Raw genomic sequence first — 23435 nt, 5'->3', positions numbered from 1 at the left:
GTTGCTCCGGCGTCGAGACGCGCAGCTCGGCTGCGCGCCCCCTCACCCTACCCTCTCTCCCTGAAGGGGGAGAGGAGGAGAGAGATCACGCCACCTCCACCCCCACATAGCGCGCCCGCGGCCGGATGAGCGCGCCGGTCTGGCCCTGTTCGATGGCGTGGGCGATCCAGCCGGCGCAGCGGGCGACGGCGAAGAGGGCGAAGGGGGCCTCGCGGGGCAGCTTGAGGGCGTCGGACATGGCCACCAGGGCGAAGTCGATATTGGGCGCCAGGCCGGTGATGTCCTCCACGGCGGCGCGCAGGCTGGCCATCTCCGGGGTCAGCTGGAAGCGGTCCAGCAGGGCGGCGGCGCGGGGATCGTGGTCGGGATAGAGCTGGTGGCCGAAACCCGGCAGGAGGCGGTCCTCCGCCAGGCGCGCGGCGATGACGCTGCGGGTCCCGCCCTGGGCCGCCTCGGCGCAAAAGCCGCGGATCGCCGCCGGCGCCCCGCCGTGACGCGGGCCCGACAGCGTCGCCAGGCCCGCCAGGGCGGCGGCGGCCAGGGAGGCCCCCGTCGAGGCGGCTACCCGGGCGGCGAAGGCCGAGGGGTTGAGCTCGTGGTCGGCCAGCAGCACCAGCACCCGGCGCACCAGGTCCGCCCCCGGCCCGCCGGGCCCCAGGCCCCAGGCGAAGGCCAGGCGGTTGTGGATCGCCCCGCCGCCGACCTCGCCGGCGACGGCGTCGGTGAGCACGTCCAGCAGGGTGGCGGCCTCCACCGCCAGGGCCAGGGGATGACGGCCGAGGGCGGGGGCGTCGACCCCGGCGCGGGCGGCCAGAGCCAGGAAGGCCCGGGCGGTCATGTCGGCCCCTTCCGGCGGCCGGGGCCGGTCGGTGCGCTTCAGGGCCGCCCCGTGGCCGCCGCGCAGCAGGCGGGCGACGGATTCCAGGGTCTCGGTCTCCGCCAGCTCAACGGCGTCGCGGCCGCGATAGAACAGGTGGCCCTGGGAAATGGTGGTGATGGCCGAGACCAGCACCGGCTCCCCCCAGGCGATGGCGCCGGCCGCCACCTCCGAGGCCTTGCGGCTGCGGGTCTTGCGCTGAACGAGCGCCGCGATGTCCGCCGAGCGGTAGAGGCTGCGACGCGGGTCGCGGGGATCGATGCGGTTCTGGACCCGGCCGCGGCTGACATAGGCGTAGAGGGTCTGGGGCCGGACCCCGAGCCGTTCGCGGGCCTCGTCGGCGCCGATCCAGTCGCTGGCCTTGGTCTGAGGCATCTTATGTTGATTATGTTGATCAAGATTGACGCTCCCAGCTTGGCGGCAAATATCGCCCTTAGCAAGTTTGGAAAAAAGGAGGTCCTCCCATGACGGACGGACTGGAAGACGTCGTCGCCGCCCACACCGTGATGTCCGACGTGGACGGCGCGGCCGGACGGCTGATCATCCGCGGCCGGTCCCTGGACGAGCTGGCCGGGCGCGCCAGCTTCGAGGAGGTCACCCGGCTGCTGTGGGACGGGTTCTTCGACCACCTGCCCGCCGACCTGGCGGGACCGCTGGCCGCCGCGCGGGCCGAGGTGTTCGCCGAGGTCTCGGCCCTGGACACCGGGATCCTGGCCCTGTCGCCCATCGAGGCCATGCGGGCGCTCACCGCCCGGCTGGCGGACGGCGACGATCTGGCCACGGCCCTGCGCCTGCTGGCGGCGCCTGCGGTGTTCACCGCCGCGGTCGTGCGGGGCCAGGCCGGCGAGGCGCCGATCGCGCCCGACACCTCGCTGGGGCACGCCGCCGACATCCTGCGCATGCTGGGCAAGGCGCCCGACCAGGCGCAGGCCGAGGCCCTGGACACCTATCTGGTGACGGTGAGCGACCACGGCTTGAACGCCTCGACCTTCGCCGCCCGAGTGGTGGCCTCGACGCGGGCGGGCCTGGGCTCGGCGGTGCTGGCCGGGATCAGCGCCCTCAAGGGTCCGCTGCACGGCGGCGCGCCGGGGCCGATCATCGACATGCTGGATGGGATCGGCGGAGCGGAGAACGCCCGGCCCTGGATCGAGGCGGCCCTGGCCCGCGGCGACCGGCTGATGGGCTTCGGCCACCGGGTCTACCGGGTGCGCGATCCCCGCGCCGATGCGCTGAAGGGCGCGATCCGCCGGATGGGGACCCGGGCGGGCCGGCTGGAGTTCGCCGAGGCCGTGGAGCGGGCGGTGCTGGAGATCCTCAAGGCCCACAAGCCCGACCGGAGCCTGGACACCAATGTGGAGTTCTACACCGCCCTGCTGCTGGAGGCCCTGGCCTTCCCGCCCTCGGCCTTCACCTGCGTCTTCGCCATGGGGCGCACGGCGGGCTGGATCGCCCACGCCCGCGAGCAGCTGGCGGGCGGCCGCCTGATCCGGCCGCAGTCGGTCTATGTGGGCCCCACGCCGCGCGCGGCTGCGTGACCTGCGAGTCGTTAGCGCTGGGGCGGCGCGCGGGGCCGAACTAGATAGGGGCCATGCACGCGCCCGCTGGCCTCGACCCCAAGACCGCCGCCGCCCTCACCCGGCGCATCACCCTGCTGTCGGTGGCCACGGCCACGGTGCTGGTGGCGATCAAGGCCGGGGTCTGGCTGATCTCGGGCTCGGTGGCGCTTCTCGCGTCGGCGGCGGACTCGGGGCTGGATCTGATCGCCAGCCTGGTGACCTTCTACGCCGTCCGCTACGCCCAGGCGCCGCCGGACGCCGAGCACCGGTTCGGGCACGGCAAGGCCGAGGCCTTCGCCAGCCTGACCCAGGCGGGCCTGGTCTTCGCCTCGGCCGCCCTGGTGGGCCGGGAAGCCATCGTCCACATCCTGCACCCCGCCCCGGTCCAGAACGAGGCCTGGGCGGTGGGGGTGATGGCGATCTCCACCGTGCTCACCGGCCTGCTGATCGTGGCCCAGGGCCGGGTGCTGAAGCAGACCAGCTCGGTGGCGGTCTCCGGTGACCGGGCCCACTACCTCACCGACGTGGCCTCCAACATCATCGCCCTGCTGGGTATCGCGGCGGCGGCCTGGCTGGGCTGGTTCGCCCTGGACGCCTTCGCCGGCCTGGCCGTCGCGGCCCTGCTGCTGTGGGCGGCGATCGGCGTGTTCCGCGAAGCCTCGGGCCAGCTGCTGGACGCCGAGCTGCCCGAGGCCGACCGCGCCCGGGTGGTGGCCCTGGTGGCCCAGGACGCCCGGCTGACCGACGTCCACCAGCTGCGCACCCGGGCCTCGGGCCCCTATGTCCACATGCAGATGCACGTCGACCTCGATCCCGACCTGACCCTGGAGGACGCCCACCGGGTGATCGTCGAGGCCGAGAAGCGGATCCTGGAGCACTTCCCCCACGCCGACATCCTGATCCACGCCGATCCGCGCGGCCGGGCCGAGCCGCACGGCGGCGCCTTCGCCGAGCACGCTCAGTAAACGCGCCCTTAACGCAGGCCGTGCTAGGCCGCATCGCCCATGTCCCCCGAACGCGTCCTGCACCACTTCCCCCTCGATCCCGCCTCCCGCCAGGTGCGCCTGGCCCTGGGCGAAAAGCGCCTGGCCTTCGCCGAGAACCCGGTGCGCTACTGGGAGCGGCCCAAGGAGCTGGTGGCGCTCAACGCCTCGGGCCTGACCCCGGTGCTCACCGAGGGGTCGCTGGTGCTCTGCGAGAGCCGGGCGATCCTGGACCACCTGGAGGAGACCTATCCGGAACCCGCCCTGCTGGGCCGCGAGCCCGCCGAGCGGGCCGAGGCCAGGCGGCTGCTGCAATGGTTCGACCGCAAGTTCGACTACGAGGTCGGCGGCTTCATCCTGCACGAGAAGATGGAGAAGCGGCTGCTGGGCCTGGGCGCCCCGGACCTGGCCGCCCTGCGCCAGGGCCGCGAGGCCCTGCGCGGCCACATGGTCTATATCGACAGCCTGCTGGCCGAGCGCGACTGGCTGGCGGGCCACCGCCTCTCCCTGGCCGATTTCGCCGCCGCGGCGCATCTGTCGGTGATCGACTATTTCGGCGACGTGCCCTGGGCGGACTTCCAGGCGGTCAAGACCTGGTACATGAAGCTGAAATCGAGGCCGGCCTTCCGGCCGCTGCTGGCCGACCGCTGGCCCGGCCTCGCGCCGGCGCCGCATTATGACGACCTCGACTTCTGAGCTGATCGCCGCCAAGGCCGCCGAGCTGGGCTTCGACGCCTGCCGTTTCGCGCGCGTCGACGCGCCCTGGGCCGCCGGCGACCGCCTCCAGCAGTTCATCGGCCATGGCCGCCACGGCGAGATGGCCTGGATGGCCGACACCGCCGAGCGGCGATCCCACCCCAACGCCATGTGGAACGGGGCGCGTTCGGCCATCATGCTGGGGGTGAACTACGGCCCCGACCGCAATCCCCTCGAGGCTCTCGAACACACCGACCGCGGCGTCATCTCGGTCTACGCCCAGGGCGACGACTATCACGAGCTGATCAAGGGGCGGCTCAAGCAGCTGGCCTCCTGGCTGGCCTCCAGGTTCGGCGGCGAGCTGAAGGTCTTCGTCGACACCGCCCCTCTGATGGAAAAGCCGCTGGCCGCCCGGGCGGGCCTCGGCTGGCAGGGCAAGCACACCAACCTGGTGAGCCGCGAATTCGGCTCCTGGCTGTTCCTGGGTTCGATCCTGACGGAACTGGAGCTCGAGGCCGACGCGCCGGAGACCGATCACTGCGGCTCCTGCCAGGCCTGCCTGGACATCTGCCCGACGGGGGCCTTCCCCGCGCCCTACCAGCTGGATGCGCGGCGCTGCATCTCCTATCTGACCATCGAGCTGAAGGGGCCGATCCCCCGCGAGTTCCGCGCGCCGATGGGCAACCGCATCTACGGCTGCGACGACTGCCTGGCGGTCTGCCCCTGGAACAAGTTCGCCGCCGCGGCGCGCGAGCAGAGGCTGCAGGCCCGCGACGCCCTGAAGGCGCCGACCCTGGCCGAGCTGGCGGCCCTGGACGACGCCGGCTTCCGCGCCCTGTTCTCCAAGAGCCCGGTCAAGCGGATCGGGCGCGACCGGTTCGTGCGGAACGTGCTCTACGCCATTGGCAATTCCGGCGAGCCCCGCCGGGCGGCGGACGCCGAGCGGCGGCTGGAGGATCCGTCCCCCCTGGTGCGTGGGGCGGCGGTCTGGGCGCTGTCGCGGCTGCTGCCGGCCGAGGTCTTCGCCGGCCTGAGGGCCCGCCACGTCCCCGCCGAGGCCGACGGAGACGTGCGCGCCGAGTGGACCTAGGCCGCCTGACGCAGGCCGGTCAGGGCGACGGACAGGGCGTCCCACTCACTCGCCGGCAACGCGCTCCGGACGCCGGCCGCCACCGCCTCATAGACCTCAGCCGGGGCGCCGGACCGCAGGTCGGCCATCAGCATCAGCCGCTCCTGGGGGCTGGCGGCGGCGATGATCAGCTTGAAGTAGGCCACCAGCCGGTCGACGGGGATCGAGGCCTTGATGCGGTTGTGGATGGCCTCCAGCGCCGCGTCGTCGAACAGGTCCTGCAGGCGCGGCAGGGCCTCCTCCTCCTCGCGGGCCATGTGCAGCAGGTCCTCCCCCAGGTGGCGCGAGAAGCGCAGGTAGAGGCGGTGGCCGGCCCGGCGGCGCGCGTCCCCCTCGGCCCGCTCCACCTCGGCGAGGGCCTGGTCCAGGCCCTCGAAGGCGGCGCGATGATCGTCATGGTCGTGGTCGAGCCGCACCCCGAGGCCCGGCGTCGCCTCGCGCAGGAGCACATTGATCTCGCCGTCCTCGTGATCGAGGTGCTTGGCCAGGAGGACCAGGTGGGCGCGCAGCTGCTCGAGCAGGTCGCCGCCGGCCGCAGGGTCGCTCCAGTCGACACAGCCCAGGGCGGTCAAAAGGCGCATGGACCCCAGGCGCAGGCCCTTGTGGATCGGGCCGTAGAAGTCGTGACGTTCGGACATAGGTTCTCCTTCGCCGCCCACCGCGGGCGGCTGTTGCTGTCGAAAGGGGGAAGGCGGCGACGCCGGAGGCGTCAGACCGCGACGGGATCGCGCCGGCGCTCGGTCCAGGCGGCGAGCTGGGCCCGGGCCTTGCCGCGTGCCATCGAAAGCACCTCGTCGCGCCGGGGCGTGGGAACGGCGAGTTCGACGACGTAACCGTTGGGGTCGCGGAAATAGGTCGAGCGGATGAAGTCGTGATCCGAGGGCCCCCGGACCTCGAGGTCCCGCGCCCTGGCCGCCGTGACCGCCGCCTGGACCGCGGCCAGATCGGCCGTCAAGGCGATGTGCAGGTCGAAGTCGTGCTGCGGCTTGAACGCGAACGGCTGGTCGGGAACCTCGAAGAAGGCCAGGAACGAGCCGTCGCGGATCTCGAAGAAGCTGTGCAGGGCTTGGATGGGACGGCCGGTGGCGCTGGTCTTCAGTTCGAGGACCGCGGCCAGGGGCAGGCCGATCACGTCTTCATAGAAGGCCCGGGTCTCTTCGCTGTCCCGGCAGCGGAAGGCCATGTGGTGGAGCTGATGGATCATGGTCGACGCCTTATGCCGCGGGCCGGGTACGCAGGTTGAAGGGGATGGAGCGCGGCGGGCGCGCTGAACTCTTGGCCGGGGTGATATCTCCGGAGAACGGCGTTCTCAATCCGCACTATTGCCAAGCTGTGCGGCGAATATGCAGTATTGGCCCATGGACTGGGACGATCTTCGCATCGTGCTGGCGGTGGCTCGGTCAGGGGCGGCCCTGAGCGCGGCGAGGGCGCTGGGCGTCAACCAGACCACCGTGATCCGCCGCATCGCCCAGATCGAACGCGCCGTGGGCGCGCAGCTCTTCGAGCGCCAGAGGACGGGCTATCGCCTGACCGAGCTGGGGGCGCGGGTCGCCGAGACCGCCGAGCGCATGGAGCGGGAGGTTCAGGCCCTTTGCAGCCTGCTGGAGGCGCAACACCGCGCGCTGAGCGGCGTGGTCCGCCTGACCACCAGCGAGATCCTGGCCAACTACCTGGTGGCGCCCTGCCTGCTGCAGTTCCAGAAGCGGCACCCGGGCGTGCTGATCGAGCTCATCACCCAGGATCGTCGCCTGGACCTGGCCCGCGGCGAGGCCGAGGTGGCTCTGCGGGCCGGATCGCGGCCGGAGGGGGCGGGGGTCGTCGCGCGCCGCATGTGCGACGCGGCCTGGAATGTCTATTGCAGCCGGGCCTATGCCGAGGAGCACGGCGCGCCCCGGCGGCGGGAGGATCTTCGCGGCCACAGCATCATCGGCATGGAGGGGCTGATGGCCAATGTCCCCCAGCCCATGTGGCTGCAGGCCTCGGCGCCCGACGCGGTGATCCGCTTCCGCTCCAACAGCCTGACCAACCTGGTCTCGAACCTGCGGGCCGGCCTGGGGGTCGCCATGCTTCCGTGTTTCGTGGGCGATGGCGAGCCGGACCTGCTTCGATGCCTCCCGCGGATCGCCGAGATGGACTCCGAGCTCTGGCTGATCGTGCGCGAGGATATGCGCAACGCCCCCCACGTGCGCGCCTTCGCCGACTTCCTGGCCGAGTACATCCACGGGGAGAAGCCCCGCCTGCAGGCCCGATGAGCCGCCTCAGGCCTGCCAGGTGGCCGCCGGCGCGTCGGCCTGGGCGGCCTTCGCCTTCCGGAATCCCTCGCGGTCCTGCAGCCGCGCCCAATAGTCCCGGACCGCCGGACTGAACCGCTCATTCAGGCCCAGCGTCTCCGCCAGCAGCAGGGCGTAGCCCACCGAGATGTCGGCGCCCGTGAACCGCCCGCCGCAATACCAGCCGCCGTTGGCGGCCAGACGCGGCTCCAGGCCCTTGAGGCGGGCGTTGAACCAGCGGCCGTAGTCCTCGGCCACCTGCGGGTTGCGGCGCTCCTTCGGCTCCAGGCGCGTGTAGCGGAGCACCAGGGTCTGGGGGAAGGTGAGCGTCGCCTCGCCGAAGTGCAGCCCGTTCAGCCAGTCGCCATAGGCCGGGTCACCAGGCTCCACCGAGAGCGCCGTGGGCCCGTCGCGGGTGGCCAGGTACTGGACAATGGCCGCGCTCTCGGTCATCCGCGTCGCCCCGTCCACCAGCAGGGGGATGGTGCCCAGGGGGTTCTCTGCGAGATAGTCCGGCGCCAGGGCCCGGGGCGGGAAGGGCAACAGCTTCAGCTCATAGGCCAGCCCCAGCTCCTCCAGGGCCCAGAGGGCCCGGAAGGAGCGCGCGTCGGCGCAGTGATAGAGAGTGGGCACAGGCGGCTTATCCTTGGTCGCGTGACGGGCGCCAAGACCGGCGTCCACTTTTGGCTGTCACGCGCCTAGTCGGCGTAGACGGCGGGCCGCTTCTGCATGTTGGACATCACCGCCTCCACCTGGTTGGGGGAGCCGATCAGGGCGCCCTGCTCCTGGCTCTCGGCCAGCAGGATGGCGTGCTGGTCGGCGTCGTGGACCATGTCCAGCAGGCGCTTGGAGCCGCGGATCGCGTCGGGGCTCTTGCCGGCGATCTCGGCGGCCAGGGCCAGGGCCTCCTCCAGGGGATCGGAGCAGACGCGGGTGGCGAAGCCCAGGCGATAGGCTTCCTCGCCGTTGAAGATGCGGCCGGTATAGGTCAGCTCCCGGGCGACGTCGTCGCGCACCAGGCGCTTCATCAGCACCAGTCCGCCCATGTCGGGGACCAGGCCCCACTTGATCTCCATCACCGCCATGCGGGCGTCGGGGGTGACGAACCGCAGGTCGGCGCCCAGGGCCAGCTGGAAGCCGCCGCCGAAGGCCACGCCGTGGATGGCGGCGATCACCGGGACCGCCTGTTCGCGCCAGACCATCACCGCATGCTGGGCGCGGTTGGAGCCGCCCGCGGTGCGCTTGGGCGTCAGCAGGGCCTCGCCGGTGGAGGACTGGCCGCCCGAGCGCTCGCCCGAGGCCATCTTGCCGAAATTGCCCATGTCGAGGCCGGCGCAGAAGGCGCGGCCCTCGCCCGACAGCACGATGGCGCGCACGCCCTTGCGGGTCTTCAGCTCCTCCCCGGTGTCGATCAGGGCCTGAAACATGTGGTCGTCGAGGGCGTTCATCTTGTCGGTGCGGACCAGGCGCACGTCGGCGACGCCGTCCTTCATCTCAACCTTGATGCGGTCTTCCATGGGCGGGCTCCTTCAAATGGGCTTGGCGCGGACGGCGATATAGCCGGCGCGGGGGAAATGGATGTGCAGGGCGCCCAGCTCGGCGGAGTCGCGGGCGATCACCAGACGGTCGGGGGTGGCGGCCACCAGGGCGCCGGCGATGGGGTCGCGGCCGTAGTCGTCGGCCATCACCGTCACATGGGTTCCGGGCGCCAGGCCCAGGGGGTCGGCGGGATCGTGGGGCGGCGGGATGCGGGGCCGGGTGTCGCGGGCGATCTCCAGGGCCACGTGGGGCGCCATCTCGGTGCGGATCCCCTCCCCGAGGGCCGTCATCCGCTCGCGCCAGGCGGGCAGGCGGCCGAGGCCGGCTGTCAGGGCGGCGGCGGTCTCCGGCAGGGCCCGGTCCAGCCAGACCACGTTCATATAGGCCGCCACGTCGGCCAGGCCGGGCGTCTCGCCTGCGAGGAAGGGCTGGGCGGCCAGGCCGCGGTCGATCCAGGCGGCGTGGGCCCGCCACTGGGGCCGCATCACCCCGGCGGCGGCCTTCATGGCCGCCACGTCGAAGGGGCGACCCGAGAGCTTCTCGCGATCCTCGATGAAGGCCTGGGGCACGGCGTCCCCCAGCTCCCCGAAGATCACCGGCACGGTGGTCTGGAAGAACAGGCGGTCGGCCCAGAAGTTCACCGCCCAGGCCGGGCCCGTGGCCGCCGGAGGCTGGGGGGCTATGGCCTCGATCTCGGCCAGGATGACCTGGCTGTCGCAATAGACGTCGGCGCCGATCTGCATCACCGGGGCCCGGCGATAGCCCCCGGTGAGCGGGGTGAGATCGGGCTTGGGCATCATGTTGGGCGTGATCACCGAGGACCAGGCCAGGCCCTTCAGCCCCAGGAAGCAACGCACCTTCTGGGAGAAGGGCGAGGCCTCGTAGTGGTGCAGGATGATCCCGGTCATGACGTCCGTCCCCGGCGGGTCTGAGGCGCCCGCGCGAGGATCACGCTGTCACGGAATCCGGCCCGCGGAAACCGTGACGCGGGGGCAGGAGGGGGTGATCGCGCCCTTCTCTCCCTACGAACTCCCGCTGACCTCACCTCCCTGATCGTCATGGTCGGGCTTGTCCCGACCATCCATAGACTCCGCGGCGAAGGCGGCCCTCGGCGGCGAGGTTCGCGCGCCCTTCGAGGAGTCGGAGATCATGGATCCTCGGGACAAGCCCGAGGATGACGATTGAATGAGACGGATCGCTATTCCGCCGTCCAGCCGCCGTCCACCGAGAGGTTGGCGCCGGTCATCTGCTTGGCGGCCGGCGAGCAGAGGAAGACGGCGATGGCGGCGACCTCCTCGGGCGTCACGAACTGCTTGGTGGGCTGGGCCTCCAGCAGGACGTCGTTGATCACCTGTTCGCGGGTCAGGCCGCGCGAGGCCATGGTGGCGGGGATCTGGTTCTCCACCAGGGGGGTCCAGACATAGCCCGGGCTGATGCAGTTGACCGTCACCCCGTGGGTGGCCAGCTCCAGGGCCGCGGTCTTGGTGAGGCCGGCGATGCCGTGCTTGGCGGCGACATAGGCCGACTTGAAGGGGGAAGCCACCAGGGAGTGGGCCGAGGCCGTCGAGATGATCCGACCCCAGCCGCGGGCCTTCATGCCGGGCGCCGCCGCGCGGATGGCGTGGAAGGCGGCCGACAGGTTGATGGCGATGATCTGGTCCCACTTGTCGATGGGGAAGTCCTCGATGGGGGAGACGAACTGCACCCCGGCGTTGTTGACCAGGACGTCCACCGCGCCGAGCTCCTGTTCGGCCTGGGCGATCATGGCGGCGATCTCGGCGGGCTTGGTCATGTCGGCGGCCGAATAGATGGCCTTGACCCCGAACTCGGCCTCGATGCCGGCCCGCTCCTTCTCGATGGCCTCAGGCGTGCCGAAGCCGTTGATCAGGACATTGGCCCCCTCGGCGGCGAGCGCCCGGGCGATGGCCAGACCGATGCCGCTGGTGGAGCCGGTGACGACGGCGGATTTGTCTTTCAGGATCATGCGGGCGTCCTTGGGGCCGGAGAGCTGGGTTCGTCGCGATTGGGGTCGAAGGCCTTGGCCTCGCCGGCGGCCGGCGTGGCCAGGCGCTTTTGCAGCGCGTGGCGGGCGTCCTCCACGCCGGAGGACCAGTGGTCGAGCATGGTCTGGCGGGAGAACTCGAAGTCGGCGAAGCCGCCCTCATAGGGCTTGCGGCGGTAGATGAGCTGGACCACCGCCACCGAGCTCTCCCGGGCCAGGCCCGACAGGAAGGCCACATTGGGATCGGCCGCCAGCTCCTGGGGCAGGATCTTCACCAGGGCGCGGATCGCCGCCTTGGCCTGGCGCAGTTTCAGGTTGGCGTCGGTGTTGAGCCGGGTGCGGCTGGAGAAGCGGATGTCCTTCTCCCGCTCGGCGGCCTCGGCGAGCGTCCGGGGCATGGGCCCCCGCGCATTGAACAGGTCCACCTGGTGGATCAGCAGGTCGTCCTGCTCGTCCTCGTCCAGCACATATTCCAGGGGGGTGTTGGAGACGATGCCGCCGTCCCAGTACCACTGGCCGTCGATCTCGACCGGCGGGAAGCCGGGGGGCAGGGCGCCCGAGGCCATGATGTGCTCGGGGCCGATCCTCTGATGGTCGTTGTCGAAATAGGCGAAGTTGCCGGTGTGGATATTGACCGCGCCGACGCTCAGCCGGGTGTCGCCGGCGTTGAGGCGGTCGAAGTCCACCAGCCGCTCCAGGGTCGCCTTCAGGGGGGCGGTGTCATAGAGGCTGAGCGCGCCGGGGGAACCCGGCGGCTGGAACACCGGTCCGGGGATGCGCGGAGTGAAGAAGCCCGGCGCTCCGAGGGTGGCGGTCCAGGCGGCGCTGGCGTCGCTGACCATCGAGCGGCCATGGTCGCCGAAGCTGGCGATCGGCGGCTCCCAGCCCGAGGAGACCAGGGTCCAGAACTCCCGCAGGCGCGCCACCCGCGTCTCCGGGGGATTGCCGGCGATGATGGCGCAGTTGATCGCCCCGATGGAGATGCCCGCCAGCCAGTCCGGCTGGGCCCCGGCCTCGTGCAGGGCCTCATAGACCCCGGCCTGGTAGGAGCCGAGCGCGCCGCCGCCCTGCAGGACCAGGACGTGACGGGGGGTGGGGGTGTCGGAGATCGGCATGGCGACCGGGGTGAAGAGCCGAAGGATGGTCGGCTATCCACGCTCATATTGCGGCGCACAAAAGGCGCAAGGAGATTTGTCTGAGCCGGCCGCGGGCGCCCAGGGGGGCGAGCGCCTTCGCGCCTAGACCGCCTTGCCGTCCAGCACCGGGATGGCCGGCTCGGTGGAGACGCTCTCGATGATGGGCGCCTCGGCGTATTGGGCGTCTCGGTCGTCGAGGTCGCGGCGGATCTGGGCGTGGCGATCGGCGTCCAGGCGCCAGCCGACGACGCAGGCGCCCCCCAGCATCACGAAGATGATCGGGCCGGCGATATAGGCCCATTCCAGACTGCGGATGGCGGCCGGCGTGTTCACCGCCCCCTCGGCGGCCTTGTAGCCGAGCCGCGCCAGCAGGGGGAAGGTCAGGCCGATGGAGAAGGCCGAGGCGATCTTCGCGGCCAGGGAGTTGAGCGCATAGATCAGGCTCAGCCGCTCCTGGCCCTGTTCCAGACGCACCTCGTCGCCGACATCGGCCAGCATGGCGCGGATCATCAGGTCGAAACCGGCGGCCATGAAGCCGCACCAGAACATCACCGGGATCGCCGCCGCCACATTGGCCTTGGGCAGGACGAGGACCATGCACAGGCCCAGCGAATAGGCCGTGGTGGTGACCATCAGGGTGCGGTGCTTGGAGAGCCGGCGCGCGATCAGGGCGGTGAGCGGGGCGCCGACGATCCCGGCCAGGATATAGACCAGCAGCAGGGCCGAGGCCTGGGTGGGGGTGAAGCCGCGGCTGTCGGTGAAGAAGAAGACGTAGAGGGCGCTCATCCAGCCGGGACCCAGGGTCAGGGCCATCTGGGCCAGGAACAGCCGCAGCAGGTCGGGCTTCACCAGCAGGGAGACGTAGTCGCGCAGGCGGAACTGCGGGTGGCCGGTCTCCGGCGCGATGCGCTCGGGCGTGCGGAACACCATCCAGGCCATGGAGACCGGGATCAACCAGAAGATGAACCAGCCCATGTCGGGCACGATCTCGGCGGTGCTGCGGTGCAGGGCGTTGGCCCCGATGGGGATCAGCAGGACCACGACGGCGCCGATGACGCCGAGCGCCGCCACCACGCCGAACAGGCGCGAGCGCTCGTGATACTCGGTCGACAGGTTCGCCCCCCAGGCCGAGTGCCCGAGGCCGAGGATCGAGGTCCCCAGATAGAAGACCAGCAGCCAACCGATCAGATAGAGCGAGCCGATGCCGTGGGGCGCCTGGAACAGGGCGTAGGTGGCCAGCATCAGGATCGGGGCGCCGATGATCATCCAGAACCGGTAGCGGCCGATCCGGGTGCGGGTGCGGTCCATGACCAGGCCGAGGACGGGATCGACCCCGATGTCCAGCAGCCGGACGATGGCCCAGGCGCTGCCCACCACCGTCAGGCTGACCCCGAGATGGCTGGCGAAATAGGGGGGCAGATAGACCGCCACGGCGACGGCGAGCGCGCCCAGCGGCAGGTTGGAGAGCGAGAAGCCCAGTATGGTGGGCAGGCCGAGCCTGCTGGAGCCTGACGCGCCCTGATTCACGAAGCCTGCTCCCGATCGACGCCGATCAACCGCGGCGCTCTGACGCGGCACAGGAAGCGATTTCCCGAGGCGAGGGCAAGAGCCGACACGAAGGATGACAACAAATACATCAAGCCGGGACCGGGGCCCCCTGGGTCTCGGCCTGGTTGGGGTGGGTGACGTAGAAGTCCAGCTGCGCCAGCAGCTCGGTCCAGGCCTGGTCGATCTCGGGAGTCCAGTCGGCGCCGATCACCTCGCGGACGGTGGCGGCCACCGTGCCGAAGAACACCCGGAAGACGTCGGGGGGCACGTCATAGCCGGCGTGGTTGACCACCTCGGTCTGGATCAGGGTGTGGGCGTAGAGGCGCTCGCCGATGAAATCCAGGATGGCCGAGAACACCTTGGACAGCATCTCGCCGCGGATCGCCCAGTTGGTGTCGCCCCAGAACATCGCCTCCATCTGCGGATGGTCGGCGAACAGGCGGGCATAGACGAGCGGCGTGAGGTCCTCGCAGCGTTCGGCCGCCAGCTCCAGGCTCCGCTCGATGAGTTCTGCGTTCATGGTCGCCTCCCGCGAGATGTTGACGCGATCATCGCGCGCCCTCAGCTTATCGGCAATCACCTAGGCGCGTCCGGCGTTCCCGCCGGACTCCGCGAGGGTGCAAACTCTAGGGGTGAGACGACCTTGACCGCAGACCTGTTCGCCCCGCTGAGCTTCGCCCATGGCCCGGCGATGAAGAACCGCTTCATGCTGGCGCCCCTCACCAACCTGCAGAGCCACCCCGACGGGACGATGAGCGAGGACGAGTTCCGCTGGCTGACCCTGAGGGCGCAGGGCGGGTTTGGCCTCACCATGACCTGCGCGGCCCACGTCCAGCGGATCGGCCAGGGCTTCCCCGGCCAGATGGGGATCTGGTCGGACGCCCACCTGCCGGGCCTGACCCGGCTGGCGGCCGCCATCAAGGCCGCCGGCAGCCTGGCGGTGGTGCAGCTGCACCACGCCGGCTTCCGCTCGCCGAAGGACCTGATCGGCGAGGCCCCGGTGGGGCCCTCCGACGACGAGGCCACCGGCTCGCGGGGCCTGTCCACCGCCGAGGTGGAGCAGCTGGTGGAGGACTTCGTGCTCGCCGCCCTGCGCGCCAAGACCGCGGGCTTCGACGGGGTCGAGATCCACGGCGCCCATTCCTACATCCTCTGCCAGTTCCTCAGCGCGGGGCTGAACCGCCGGACCGACCGCTACGGCGGCTCGGCGGAGAACCGCGGGCGGGTGATCGTCGAGGTCCTGAAGGGCGTGCGCGAGCGCTGCGGCGCGGACTTCCTGCTGGGCCTGCGCCTGTCGCCGGAGCGCTTCGACCTCGACCTCAGGGAGATCGCCGATTTCGCCCAGGCCGTGATGAGCGCCGGCCTGATCGACTTCCTCGACATGTCCCTGTGGGACGCCTTCAAGGAGCCGGCGGACCCGGCCTATCAGGGGCGCACCCTGATGAGCTACTTCACCGAACTGGACCGCGGGACTGTCCGCCTGGGGGTGGCGGGCAAGATCATGAGCGCCGCAGACGCGCGGGCCATGCTGGCGGCGGGCGCCGACTTCGTCCTGCTGGGCCGGGCGGCCATCCTGCACCACGACTATCCTCGGAAAGTCGCCGCCGATCCGGACTTCAAGCCGGTCAGCCTGCCGGTGACGCCCGAATACCTGAAGGCCGAGGGCCTGGGCCCGGCCTTCGTCGGCTACATGTCCACCTGGAAGGGCTTCGTCACGGAGCCGGAGGCGGCGGAAGCCTGAGTGGGCCGCGCGCCCTGGCCTTGCGGGCCGAGCGGGCGCATAGGAGCGGCGGGACGCTAGTAAGGACTTCCGCATGACGCCTCCGGACGAGCGGCTCGAACAGCTGCTGAACACCCCGGACCTGGCCGGCGTGCTGGAAAGCAGCAGCTTCCGCCAGTTCCTGGACCAGGTGCCGATCGCCATCGCCGTGGCCGAACTCGAGCCGGCCGAGCACATCGTCTACGCCAATGTCGAGTTCGAGCGCCTGACGGGCCGCGCGGCCGCCGACCTGGAGGGCCAGGTCTGGACCACCCTCTCTGGCCAGGCCGCCGGGGCGCAGGACGGACGCCGGTTCAGCGACGCCATCACCGAGGACCAGGACTTCATCGGGGCCTTCGACCTCACGGCCGGGGAGCAAGTCCAGACCGTCGACGCCTGGTCCAACCTGATCCAGGACTCCGGGGGCGCCCCGGTGTTCCGCATGCTGGCCCTGGTGGAGGCCGCCCGCCGCGGCGAGCTGGACCTGAGCGACTTCGAGCAAAGGATCCACGACAAGGACGTGCAGCTGAAGGAGCTGCAGCACCGGGTGGGCAACAATCTCCAGATGATCACCGCCCTGATCCGCATCGAGGCGCGCAACGCGCCCGAGAACGCCAAGGACGAGCGGTTCGCCCGCCTGGCCGGCCGGGTCGAGGCCCTGGGCCTGCTCTATCGCTCGCTCTCCGAGGAGGGCCAGGGCGAGAGCATCGACCTGGGCGTCTATTTGAGCCAGATCGCCTCGGCGGTGATGAAGGCCCACGCGGTGGAGGGTATCCACCTGGACCTGCAGGTGGACACCTGGCCGGTCTCCATCAATGTCGCCATGCCCGCCGGCCTGGTGGTCAACGAGCTGCTCACCAACGCCCTGAAGCACGCCTTCAAGGGCCGCGAGGGCGGCACCATCAAGCTGCGCAGCCTGGTGGACGAGACCGGGTGCCGGGTCATCGTCGCCGACGACGGGGTGGGTCTGGGGCCCGGCGAGGTCTGGCCGCGGGCCGGCAAGCTCAGCGCCTTGATCGTCCAGTCCCTGCGTCAGAACGCCAAGGCCCAGGTCGAGGTGGAGCCCAATCCCGGCACCGGCCTGCGGGTGAGCGTCTTCTTCGCCCGCGCCGACGCCGCCCCGGCAACCTGAGCCCTCAGGGGGCCACGGCCTTGCCGCCGGCCTTGTAGACCGTCCCGCCCTTCATCACGAAGCCGACCCGCTCCAGGGTGGTGACATCGGCCAGGGGGTCGCCGTCGACGGCGATGATGTCGGCGTAGCGGCCGGCCTGGACCGAGCCGATATCCTGGGCGTCGCCGATCAGGTCGGCCGCGCTGGCCGTCGCCGCGGTGATGGCGTCGGACGGCGTCATGCCGGCCTTGACCATCAGGGCGAACTCCTGGGCGTTCTCGCCGTGGGCCGACATGCCGAAGGTGTCGGTTCCGAAGGCGATCTTCACCCCGGCGGCATAGGCGTCGTGCAGGTTCTTGACCATCACCGGCACCACCTTGAGGGCCTTCTCGGCGGTGGAGGGGTTGAGCTGTTCGGGATGGGTCTTGGCCCGGTCATAGACCTTGGCGCCCACCAGCATGGTGGGGACGAAATAGGTCCCGTGGGCCTTCATGATCTTGTAGCTCTCGGCGTCGGCGAAGGAGCCGTGCTCGATGGAGTCGACTCCCAGGGCGGCGGCCTTGTCGATGGCCAGCTTGCCGTGGGCGTGGGCGGCCACCTTCATGCCCAGCGCGTGGGCGGTCTCGATGACCGCCTTGATCTCGTCGTCGGCCATCAGCTGCAGGTTGGGGTCGTCGCCGATGGACATCACCCCGCCGGAGGGCAGGATCTTGATCAGGTCGGCGCCCTGGCGCTGCAGGGTGCGCACCACGCGCCGCGCCGCCTCGGGGCTGTCCACCAGGTTGTCCTTCCAGCCCGGATGCTCCAGCTCGGGATCCAGGCCGTTGGCGGCGTCGCCGTGGCCGCCGGTGGGGCTGATGGGGGCGCCGGAGGTCCAGATGCGGGGGCCGGGAATCTCGCCGGAATTGATCGCCTTCTTCAGGGCCACCGTCACGCCGGTCTCGCCGCCCACGTCGCGCACCGAGGTGAAGCCCGCCAGCAGGGTGGCCCGGGCATAGTTGGTGGACTCGATGGCGGTGTCGTAGCTGGTGAGGGTGACGGCGTTGCGGATCGGGTCGCCCTTGTGGAAGCCCGCGGTGATGTGGTCGTGGGTGTCGATCAGGCCGGGGAGGACCGTGCCCGACTTCAGGTCGATCACCTCGGCGCCCGGGGGCGAGACATAGCCCGCCTGCACGCCGGTGATCCGGTCGTCATGGATCAGGATCGAGACCTCGGCGCGCGGCGCCTTGGAGACCCCGTCGATCAGCCGCCCGGCGTGGATGACGATGTCCTTCGCGGTCGCGGGCCCCGCGCCCAGGACCAGGGCCGAAGCCGCCACACTCGCCAGCCAACCGATACGCATGAAATCCCCTCACGAAGCTTTGCGGCGAAGCTACCCAGGGAGATGCCGGTGCGCTAGTCGGCGCGTGGAAACCGCGCCCTCAGACGCGGCCAGGCCCACCGCCCGAGATGGAAGAGCACGAAGGCCGCGGCCAGCACCACGGCGGCCACCACCACGCGGTGCTCGACGTTCTTGTAGCGGCTGAAGGTGGTCTCGATGGTCTGGCCGAACCAGTAGCCCAGGCCGGTGAACACCGCCGCCCAGGCCAGGGCCGAGGCCGCGTTCAGCAGGGCGAAGGTCAGGGATGGAATCTGGGTGACCCCGAGCGCGATGGGGCTGACCATCCGCAGGCCGAACAGGTAGCGGAAGGCGAAGATGTAGCTCACCGGATAGCGCTCGATGAAGCCGAGCGCCTTGGCGAAGGCCGGGGTCTGGGCGGTGCGGATCACGAAATTGGTGCTGCGGAAGCGGCGGCCGGCCAGGAACAGGCCCTGGTCGATCAGGCAGGAGCCCGCCGCGGCGCAGGCCAGCGCCATCCACAGGGTCACCAGGTGCTGGTGGGCCAGGAAGCCGCCGGCGATCACCGCGGCCTGCCCCTCGAAGGCGGCGCCCAGGAAGATCGCGATAGGTCCGTAGGCGACCAGCGCCTGCTGCAGATCGCCCATGGGCGAGACGTCTTTCTACCGATATCGGATCAGGGCTTCCTGGGTGGCCGAGGCCACCAGGGCGCCGTCGGGCCCATAGATGGACCCGCGGTTGAAACCCCGGCCTCCGGAGGCCGAGGGACTGTCCTGCACATAGAGGTGCCACTGGGAGAAGTCGCTGGCCTTGTGGAACCAGAGGGCGTGGTCGAGGCTGGCCACCTGCAGTCGTCCCGAGTCCCAGTCTATCGCGTGGGGCCGCAGGGAGACGTCCAGCAGGGTCATGTCGGTGCCGTAGGCCAGGGCGCACTGGTTGAGGACCACGTCGTCGCCCAGGGAGACGCGGGCGCGGAACCAGCACATGTCGGAGGGCTCGCGCACCTGCGCCACCCCGTGGGGAGAGGGATCGACGGGGCGCACCTCGACGGGCCAGATGCGGCGGCTGGCGGGATCCAGCCCGGCCTTGGCCCGCAGCTGCTCCTCGTTGAGCAGGGTGTCGGGATCGGGCGCGGCGGGCATGTCGAACTGGTGCTCGAAGCCCTCCTCCGGGATCTGGAAGGAGGCGGCCAGGTTGAAGATCTGCTTGCCGTGCTGCAGGGCCACCACCCGGCGCACCGCGAAGGTGCCGCCGTCGCGCACCCGCTCCACCTGGAACAGGATGGGGACCCTGGGGTCGCCCGGCCGCATGAAATAGCCGTGCATGGAGTGGCAGAGCCGGCCGTCGTCGATGGTGCGGTAGGCCGCGGCCATGGCCTGGGCCACCACCTGGCCGCCATAGATGCGGCTGCCGGGCCCGGCCGGGGTCTGGCCCCGGTACAGGTCCAGCTCGATGGGCTCGAGCTCCAGGATGGAAACCAGTTCGGAAACCTCGGCCATCAGAAGCTCACCGGGGCGAGATCCTTCAGGCGCGGGGCGACCCTGTCCTTCTCCGACAGGCTGGCGCCGGCGAAGGCGGGCCAGTCGATCCCGATATCCGGATCGTTCCACAGCACGGCGCCCTCGGTCTGCGGCGCATAGAGGCCGTCGACCTTGTAGGCGATCTCGGTGTCGGGGGTCAGCGTGCAGTAGCCGTGGGCGAAGCCGCGGGGCACGAAGAGCTGCTCGCCCGCCTCGGCGGTCAGGGTGGCCGAGACCCAGCGGCCGTAGGTCGCCGAACCGGGACGGATGTCGACGGCCACGTCGAGGATGGACCCGCGCAGGGCCCGCAGCAGCTTGGCCTGGGGGTGGGGCGCGGTCTGGAAATGCAGGCCGCGCACGGTGCCGGCCTCGGCGCTGAAGGCGTGGTTGTCCTGCACGAAATCGATGTCCAGCCCGGCCTCGGCGAAGGCTCGACGGCTCCAGGTCTCCATGAACCAGCCGCGCGCATCGCCATGGCGCTTGGGCGTGATAAGCAGGACCTCGGGCAGGGCGAGCGGCGTAATCGTCGTCATGGCGCCTCAGTTGGACGGAGTGACGCTTGCGATGGCGCGGGTTGGCGGCAAAGACAAGTCCTTGACGCCCGCCGTCAGCATCATCGTGGTCGCCTATCAGAGCGGCCGCCACCTGGAAACCTGCCTGGCGGCCCTGGAGCGCCAAGGGTTCACCGACCACGAGACCATCCTGCTGGACAACGCCTCCAGCGACGGCGCGCCGCAGGCCGCCGTGGTCGCCCATCCGGGGGTGAGGTTCATCGAGGCCGGCGAGAACCTGGGCTTCGCGGCCGGGGTCAACCGGGCCGTGGGCCTGGCGCGGGGCAGGTGGATCGCCCTGATCAATCCCGACGCCTTCGCCGACCCCGACTGGCTGGAGACCCTGATGGCGGCCACCCAGGCCTGGCCCGCCGTGAAATGCTTCTCCTCCCGCCAGCTGATGGCCGACGACCCCGGACGGCTGGACGGGCTGGGGGACGTGATGTCGGGGGCGGGCTTCCCCTTCCGGGGCGGCTATACCGGCGCCGATCCGGGCCCGGTGGCGCCCGGCGAGGTGTTCTCGGCCTGCGGCGGCGCCATGCTGGTGAAGCGGGACTTCTTCCTGGGTCTCGGCGGCTTCGACGAGCGCCTGTTCTGCTATTGCGAGGACGTCGACTTCGGCTACCGCATGCGGCTGATCGGGGAGCCGACCCTGGTGATCCCCACCGCCGTGGTGCGGCACGTGGGCTCCACCGCCTCGGGCGGGCCGCGCTCGGAATTCGCGGTGTTCCACGGCACCCGCAACCGCCTGTGGGTCTATGTGAAGAACACCCCGCCCCTGCTGCTGTGGCTGACCCTGCCCCTGCACCTCTTCACCACGGCCCTGCTCTTCGTCCGCCACGCCGACCGCCACGAGTTCCGCGCGCCCTGGCGCGGCCTGATGGCGGGGCTCAGGGGCCTGGACGTGGCGCTCGCCGCCCGCCGCGAGGCCCAGGCGACCCGGACGGTGAGCTCGTGGGCCATCGCGCGCGCCATGACCTGGAACCCGCTGGACCTGTTCCTGCGCCGGGTGGTGATCAAGAAGGTGAAATAACGCCCTCTCCTTCATGGGGAGGGTGGACGGCGGAACGCCGGACGGGTGGGGAGCGCCGGCCACACTCCCCCACCCCGATCCCTTCGCGATCTGCCCCTCCCCATGAAGGGGAGGGAGAGGAGGTGGTGCTATTCCCCCGCCGCGGCCCACTCCACCAGACGCTCCATGAAGGCCCCCCCGCGGTCCATCTGGACGGCCTCGACATATTCGTTGGGCTGGTGGGCCTGGTCGATGGAGCCGGGGCCGCAGATCACCGTCGAGAAGCCGGCCTGCTGGAACTGGCCGGCCTCGGTGGCGAAGGCCACCACCCGGGGCGGGCCGTTGTCGCCGGTGAGCCGGCGGGCGAAGACCTCGGCGGCGCCGTCCGGCTCGGGGGCCAGGGGCGGGGTGAAGGAGCGGCGCTCGACCTTGACCCCGGCCTCGGGCGCGCGGGTCTTGAGCTCGGCGTCGAGGGCCGCGGCCTGGGCCATGAAGCCGGCCAGGACGGCCTCGGGGTCCAGCCCCGCCGGATAGCGCAGATCGAACTGGAACACGCACTCCCGGGCCAGGATGTTGCCGGCCGTGCCGCCGTTCACAAGGCCGATGGTGAGCGTCGCCTGCTTGGGGGTGAACAGGGAGGCGGGATCGGCCTCCCGCTCCAGTTTCGCCGCCAGGTCGCGCAGGGCGGCCATCAGGGGCACGGCCTCCATGATCGCCGAGACCCCGAGCTGGGTCTGGCTGGAATGGGCCTCGTGGCCGTTGACCGTCACCCGGTGGTTGATGATGCCCTTGTGGCCGCGGACCGCCTCCATGTTGGTGGGCTCCCCCACCACCACCAGGGCCGGGGCCGGCAGCTCGGCGCCGATCAGGCGGATCAGGTCCGGCGCCCCCAGGCAGCCGATCTCCTCGTCATAGGAGAAGGCCAGGTGGACCGGCTTGCGGGGGTTGGCCGCCGCCAGGTCGGGGACGGCCGCCAGGGCGAGCGCCAGGAAGCCCTTCATGTCGCAGGTCCCGCGCCCATAGATGCGGCCGTCGGCCTTGGGCGTCAGCTTGAAGGGATCGGTGACCCAGGGCTGGCCGTCCACCGGCACCACGTCGGTATGGCCCGACAGCACAACCCCGCCCGGGATCATCGGGCCGACGGTGGCCAGCAGGTTGGACTTGGTCCCCTCGGGATTGGGCGCCCGGCGGTGCGGCACGCCATGGCCGTCCAGATAGGCCTCCACCCATTCGACGAGGGCGAGGTTGGAGAGGTGCGAGGTGGTGTCGAAGGCCACCAGGGTCGCCAGGATGTCGAGGGCGCGGGACGTCAGGGTCATGGGCCACCCTAGCCCTGGGCCGCGATGGGCTCCACCCCGCCGGCGCGCGCAACTGAGCGTGAGCGGCTTGACGTCCGCGCGGTGATCAAGCCTTAGGCAGGGCCATGATCCTGACCCTCGCCTGTCCCGACCGCCCGGGAATCGTCGCCCGCGTCTCGGCCTTCCTGTTCGAGCGCGGCGGCAACATCCTCGACGCCCAGCAGTTCGATGACGAGGAGACCGGCCGATTCTTCATGCGGGTGGTGTTCGACGCGGGCCAGGAGAGCGCCGAGAGCCTGCGCGAGGCCTTCGCCCCCCACGCCCAGGAATTCGGGATGAACTGGACCCTGCGCGGCGCCAAGGACAGGAAGCGGGTGATGATCCTCGCCTCGCAGCAGGACCACTGCCTGGCCGACCTGCTCTATCGCTGGCGGCGCGCTGAGCTGCCCATGACGCTCGCCGCCGTGGTCTCCAACCACGCCGCCGAGACCTACGCCCACCTCGATCTCTCGGGCGTGCCCTTCCACCACCTGCCTGTGACCCGCGACACCAAGATGGAGCAGGAGGCGGCGCTCTGGCGGCTGATCCAGGAGACGCAGACCGAGCTGGTGGTGCTCGCCCGTTACATGCAGGTTCTGTCCGACGGCCTGGCCGCCAAGCTGGAGGGCCGCTGCATCAACATCCACCACTCCTTCCTGCCGGGGTTCAAGGGCGCGCGGCCCTATCACCAGGCCCACCAGCGCGGGGTGAAGGTGATCGGCGCCACCGCCCACTACGTCACCGCCGACCTCGACGAGGGTCCGATCATCGAGCAGGACGTCGAGCGCATCAGCCACCGCGACACGCCCAAGGACCTGATCCGCAAGGGCCGCGACATCGAACGCCGGGTCCTGGCCCGCGCCGTCCGCTGGCGGCTGGAGGACCGGGTGCTGCTGAACGGGAGCAAGACGGTGGTGTTCACCGACTGAGGGCGACGCTGCGTCCCTAGAGTGTCATCCCGGTTTCCGCGGCACGCGGAAGACCGGGACCCAGACGCGCGGGGCTTGCCGGAGAGATCGGTGAGTATGGGTCCCGCACTTCCGGCCTTCGGCCTCCATGCGGGATGACAC

At 70.8% G+C, this 23435-nt stretch carries 24 protein-coding genes; 9 read left to right on the top strand and 15 right to left on the bottom strand.

Annotated elements, in window-relative coordinates:
* Positions 1-85: 85 nt before the first annotated feature.
* The gene (locus AC1RN5_RS17205; protein ID WP_493042363.1) at positions 86-1252 is read right to left on the bottom strand and encodes a citrate/2-methylcitrate synthase; all 1167 of its coding nucleotides are present in this window, start codon (positions 1250-1252) and stop codon (positions 86-88) included.
* Between the two features lie 89 nt (positions 1253-1341).
* Here AC1RN5_RS17205 and AC1RN5_RS17200 point away from each other — a divergent pair, with 89 nt between their 5' ends.
* Genes AC1RN5_RS17200 through queG form a run of 4 tightly spaced genes read left to right on the top strand, consistent with a single transcriptional unit; the run spans position 1342 to position 5202 of the window.
* Positions 1342-2412, top strand: coding sequence for a citrate synthase/methylcitrate synthase (locus tag AC1RN5_RS17200; protein ID WP_493042362.1), 1071 nt, complete (start codon positions 1342-1344; stop codon positions 2410-2412).
* A gap of 53 nt (positions 2413-2465) precedes the next feature.
* Positions 2466-3398, top strand: a complete 933-nt coding sequence (locus AC1RN5_RS17195) for a cation diffusion facilitator family transporter (protein WP_493042361.1) — start codon at positions 2466-2468, stop codon at positions 3396-3398.
* Between the two features lie 39 nt (positions 3399-3437).
* Entirely contained in the window at positions 3438-4112 is a 675-nt protein-coding gene (gene fzlA, locus AC1RN5_RS17190) for an FtsZ-binding protein FzlA (protein ID WP_493042360.1), read from the top strand.
* Complete coding sequence (queG, locus tag AC1RN5_RS17185) at positions 4093-5202, top strand: tRNA epoxyqueuosine(34) reductase QueG (protein ID WP_493042359.1); 1110 nt, start codon at positions 4093-4095, stop codon at positions 5200-5202. Before fzlA ends, queG begins: the two co-directional genes overlap by 20 nt.
* Here queG and AC1RN5_RS17180 read toward each other — a convergent pair.
* Both AC1RN5_RS17180 and AC1RN5_RS17175 read right to left on the bottom strand, forming a co-directional pair.
* Positions 5199-5879: a hemerythrin domain-containing protein gene (locus tag AC1RN5_RS17180; RefSeq protein ID WP_493042358.1), complete on the bottom strand. Its 681-nt coding sequence runs from the start codon at positions 5877-5879 to the stop codon at positions 5199-5201. The two genes, queG and AC1RN5_RS17180, sit on opposite strands and share 4 nt — an antisense overlap.
* A 71-nt stretch (positions 5880-5950) precedes the next feature.
* Complete coding sequence (locus AC1RN5_RS17175; protein ID WP_493042357.1) at positions 5951-6445, bottom strand: VOC family protein; 495 nt, start codon at positions 6443-6445, stop codon at positions 5951-5953.
* Positions 6446-6599: 154 nt separating this feature from the next.
* Between AC1RN5_RS17175 and AC1RN5_RS17170 the strand changes: the two genes are divergently transcribed.
* A complete protein-coding gene (locus AC1RN5_RS17170; protein WP_493042356.1) occupies positions 6600-7493 on the top strand; it encodes a LysR family transcriptional regulator in 894 nt (297 codons plus the stop codon).
* A 6-nt stretch (positions 7494-7499) separates the two neighbouring features.
* Here the strand turns inward: AC1RN5_RS17170 and AC1RN5_RS17165 are convergent, their stop codons facing one another.
* The 7 genes from AC1RN5_RS17165 to AC1RN5_RS17135 form a co-directional block, all read right to left on the bottom strand.
* Positions 7500-8144, bottom strand: coding sequence for a glutathione S-transferase family protein (locus AC1RN5_RS17165; RefSeq protein WP_493042355.1), 645 nt, complete (start codon positions 8142-8144; stop codon positions 7500-7502).
* Between the two features lie 65 nt (positions 8145-8209).
* The gene (locus tag AC1RN5_RS17160; protein ID WP_493042354.1) at positions 8210-9028 is read right to left on the bottom strand and encodes a crotonase/enoyl-CoA hydratase family protein; all 819 of its coding nucleotides are present in this window, start codon (positions 9026-9028) and stop codon (positions 8210-8212) included.
* Between the two features lie 12 nt (positions 9029-9040).
* Complete coding sequence (locus AC1RN5_RS17155; protein WP_493042353.1) at positions 9041-9958, bottom strand: glutathione S-transferase family protein; 918 nt, start codon at positions 9956-9958, stop codon at positions 9041-9043.
* 290 nt (positions 9959-10248) lie between these two features.
* A complete protein-coding gene (locus AC1RN5_RS17150; RefSeq protein ID WP_493042352.1) occupies positions 10249-11034 on the bottom strand; it encodes a 3-hydroxybutyrate dehydrogenase in 786 nt (261 codons plus the stop codon).
* On the bottom strand, positions 11031-12167 hold the full coding sequence (locus AC1RN5_RS17145) for a patatin-like phospholipase family protein (RefSeq protein WP_493042351.1): 1137 nt from the start codon (positions 12165-12167) through the stop codon (positions 11031-11033). The genes AC1RN5_RS17150 and AC1RN5_RS17145 overlap by 4 nt, the downstream gene beginning before the upstream one ends.
* A gap of 123 nt (positions 12168-12290) precedes the next feature.
* A complete protein-coding gene (locus AC1RN5_RS17140) occupies positions 12291-13715 on the bottom strand; it encodes an MFS transporter (protein WP_493042350.1) in 1425 nt (474 codons plus the stop codon).
* Positions 13716-13824: 109 nt separating this feature from the next.
* On the bottom strand, positions 13825-14256 hold the full coding sequence (locus AC1RN5_RS17135; RefSeq protein WP_493042349.1) for a globin domain-containing protein: 432 nt from the start codon (positions 14254-14256) through the stop codon (positions 13825-13827).
* Positions 14257-14379: 123 nt separating this feature from the next.
* On the opposite strand from AC1RN5_RS17135, the gene AC1RN5_RS17130 reads away from it, so the two are divergent.
* Positions 14380-15477 (top strand): NADH:flavin oxidoreductase, encoded by a 1098-nt coding sequence (locus AC1RN5_RS17130; protein ID WP_493042348.1) that lies wholly within the window; start codon positions 14380-14382, stop codon positions 15475-15477.
* Positions 15478-15550: 73 nt separating this feature from the next.
* A complete protein-coding gene (locus AC1RN5_RS17125) occupies positions 15551-16627 on the top strand; it encodes a sensor histidine kinase (protein ID WP_493042347.1) in 1077 nt (358 codons plus the stop codon).
* Between the two features lie 4 nt (positions 16628-16631).
* Here AC1RN5_RS17125 and AC1RN5_RS17120 read toward each other — a convergent pair whose 3' ends face one another.
* Genes AC1RN5_RS17120 through rfbC form a run of 4 tightly spaced genes read right to left on the bottom strand, consistent with a single transcriptional unit; the run spans position 16632 to position 19998 of the window.
* Positions 16632-17948, bottom strand: coding sequence for a metal-dependent hydrolase family protein (locus AC1RN5_RS17120; RefSeq protein ID WP_493042346.1), 1317 nt, complete (start codon positions 17946-17948; stop codon positions 16632-16634).
* Between the two features lie 53 nt (positions 17949-18001).
* The gene (locus tag AC1RN5_RS17115; RefSeq protein ID WP_493042345.1) at positions 18002-18592 is read right to left on the bottom strand and encodes a DedA family protein; all 591 of its coding nucleotides are present in this window, start codon (positions 18590-18592) and stop codon (positions 18002-18004) included.
* 15 nt (positions 18593-18607) lie between these two features.
* A complete protein-coding gene (locus AC1RN5_RS17110; RefSeq protein ID WP_493042344.1) occupies positions 18608-19444 on the bottom strand; it encodes an acyl-CoA thioesterase in 837 nt (278 codons plus the stop codon).
* Complete coding sequence (rfbC, locus tag AC1RN5_RS17105) at positions 19444-19998, bottom strand: dTDP-4-dehydrorhamnose 3,5-epimerase (RefSeq protein WP_493042343.1); 555 nt, start codon at positions 19996-19998, stop codon at positions 19444-19446. The genes AC1RN5_RS17110 and rfbC overlap by 1 nt, the downstream gene beginning before the upstream one ends.
* A gap of 61 nt (positions 19999-20059) precedes the next feature.
* Between rfbC and AC1RN5_RS17100 the strand changes: the two genes are divergently transcribed.
* Positions 20060-21049, top strand: a complete 990-nt coding sequence (locus AC1RN5_RS17100; RefSeq protein WP_493042342.1) for a glycosyltransferase family 2 protein — start codon at positions 20060-20062, stop codon at positions 21047-21049.
* A gap of 128 nt (positions 21050-21177) precedes the next feature.
* Here the strand turns inward: AC1RN5_RS17100 and argE are convergent, their stop codons facing one another.
* Positions 21178-22347: an acetylornithine deacetylase gene (argE, locus tag AC1RN5_RS17095; protein ID WP_493042341.1), complete on the bottom strand. Its 1170-nt coding sequence runs from the start codon at positions 22345-22347 to the stop codon at positions 21178-21180.
* A 104-nt stretch (positions 22348-22451) separates the two neighbouring features.
* On the opposite strand from argE, the gene purU reads away from it, so the two are divergent.
* Positions 22452-23294 carry a formyltetrahydrofolate deformylase gene (purU, locus tag AC1RN5_RS17090; protein ID WP_493042340.1) on the top strand — a complete coding sequence of 281 codons (843 nt, stop codon included), beginning with the start codon at positions 22452-22454 and terminating at the stop codon, positions 23292-23294.
* Positions 23295-23435: the final 141 nt, after the last annotated feature.

Source organism: Phenylobacterium sp. GW821-FHT12F10, assembly GCF_058806695.1.
This window is presented reverse-complemented; position numbering and strand designations above follow the sequence as displayed.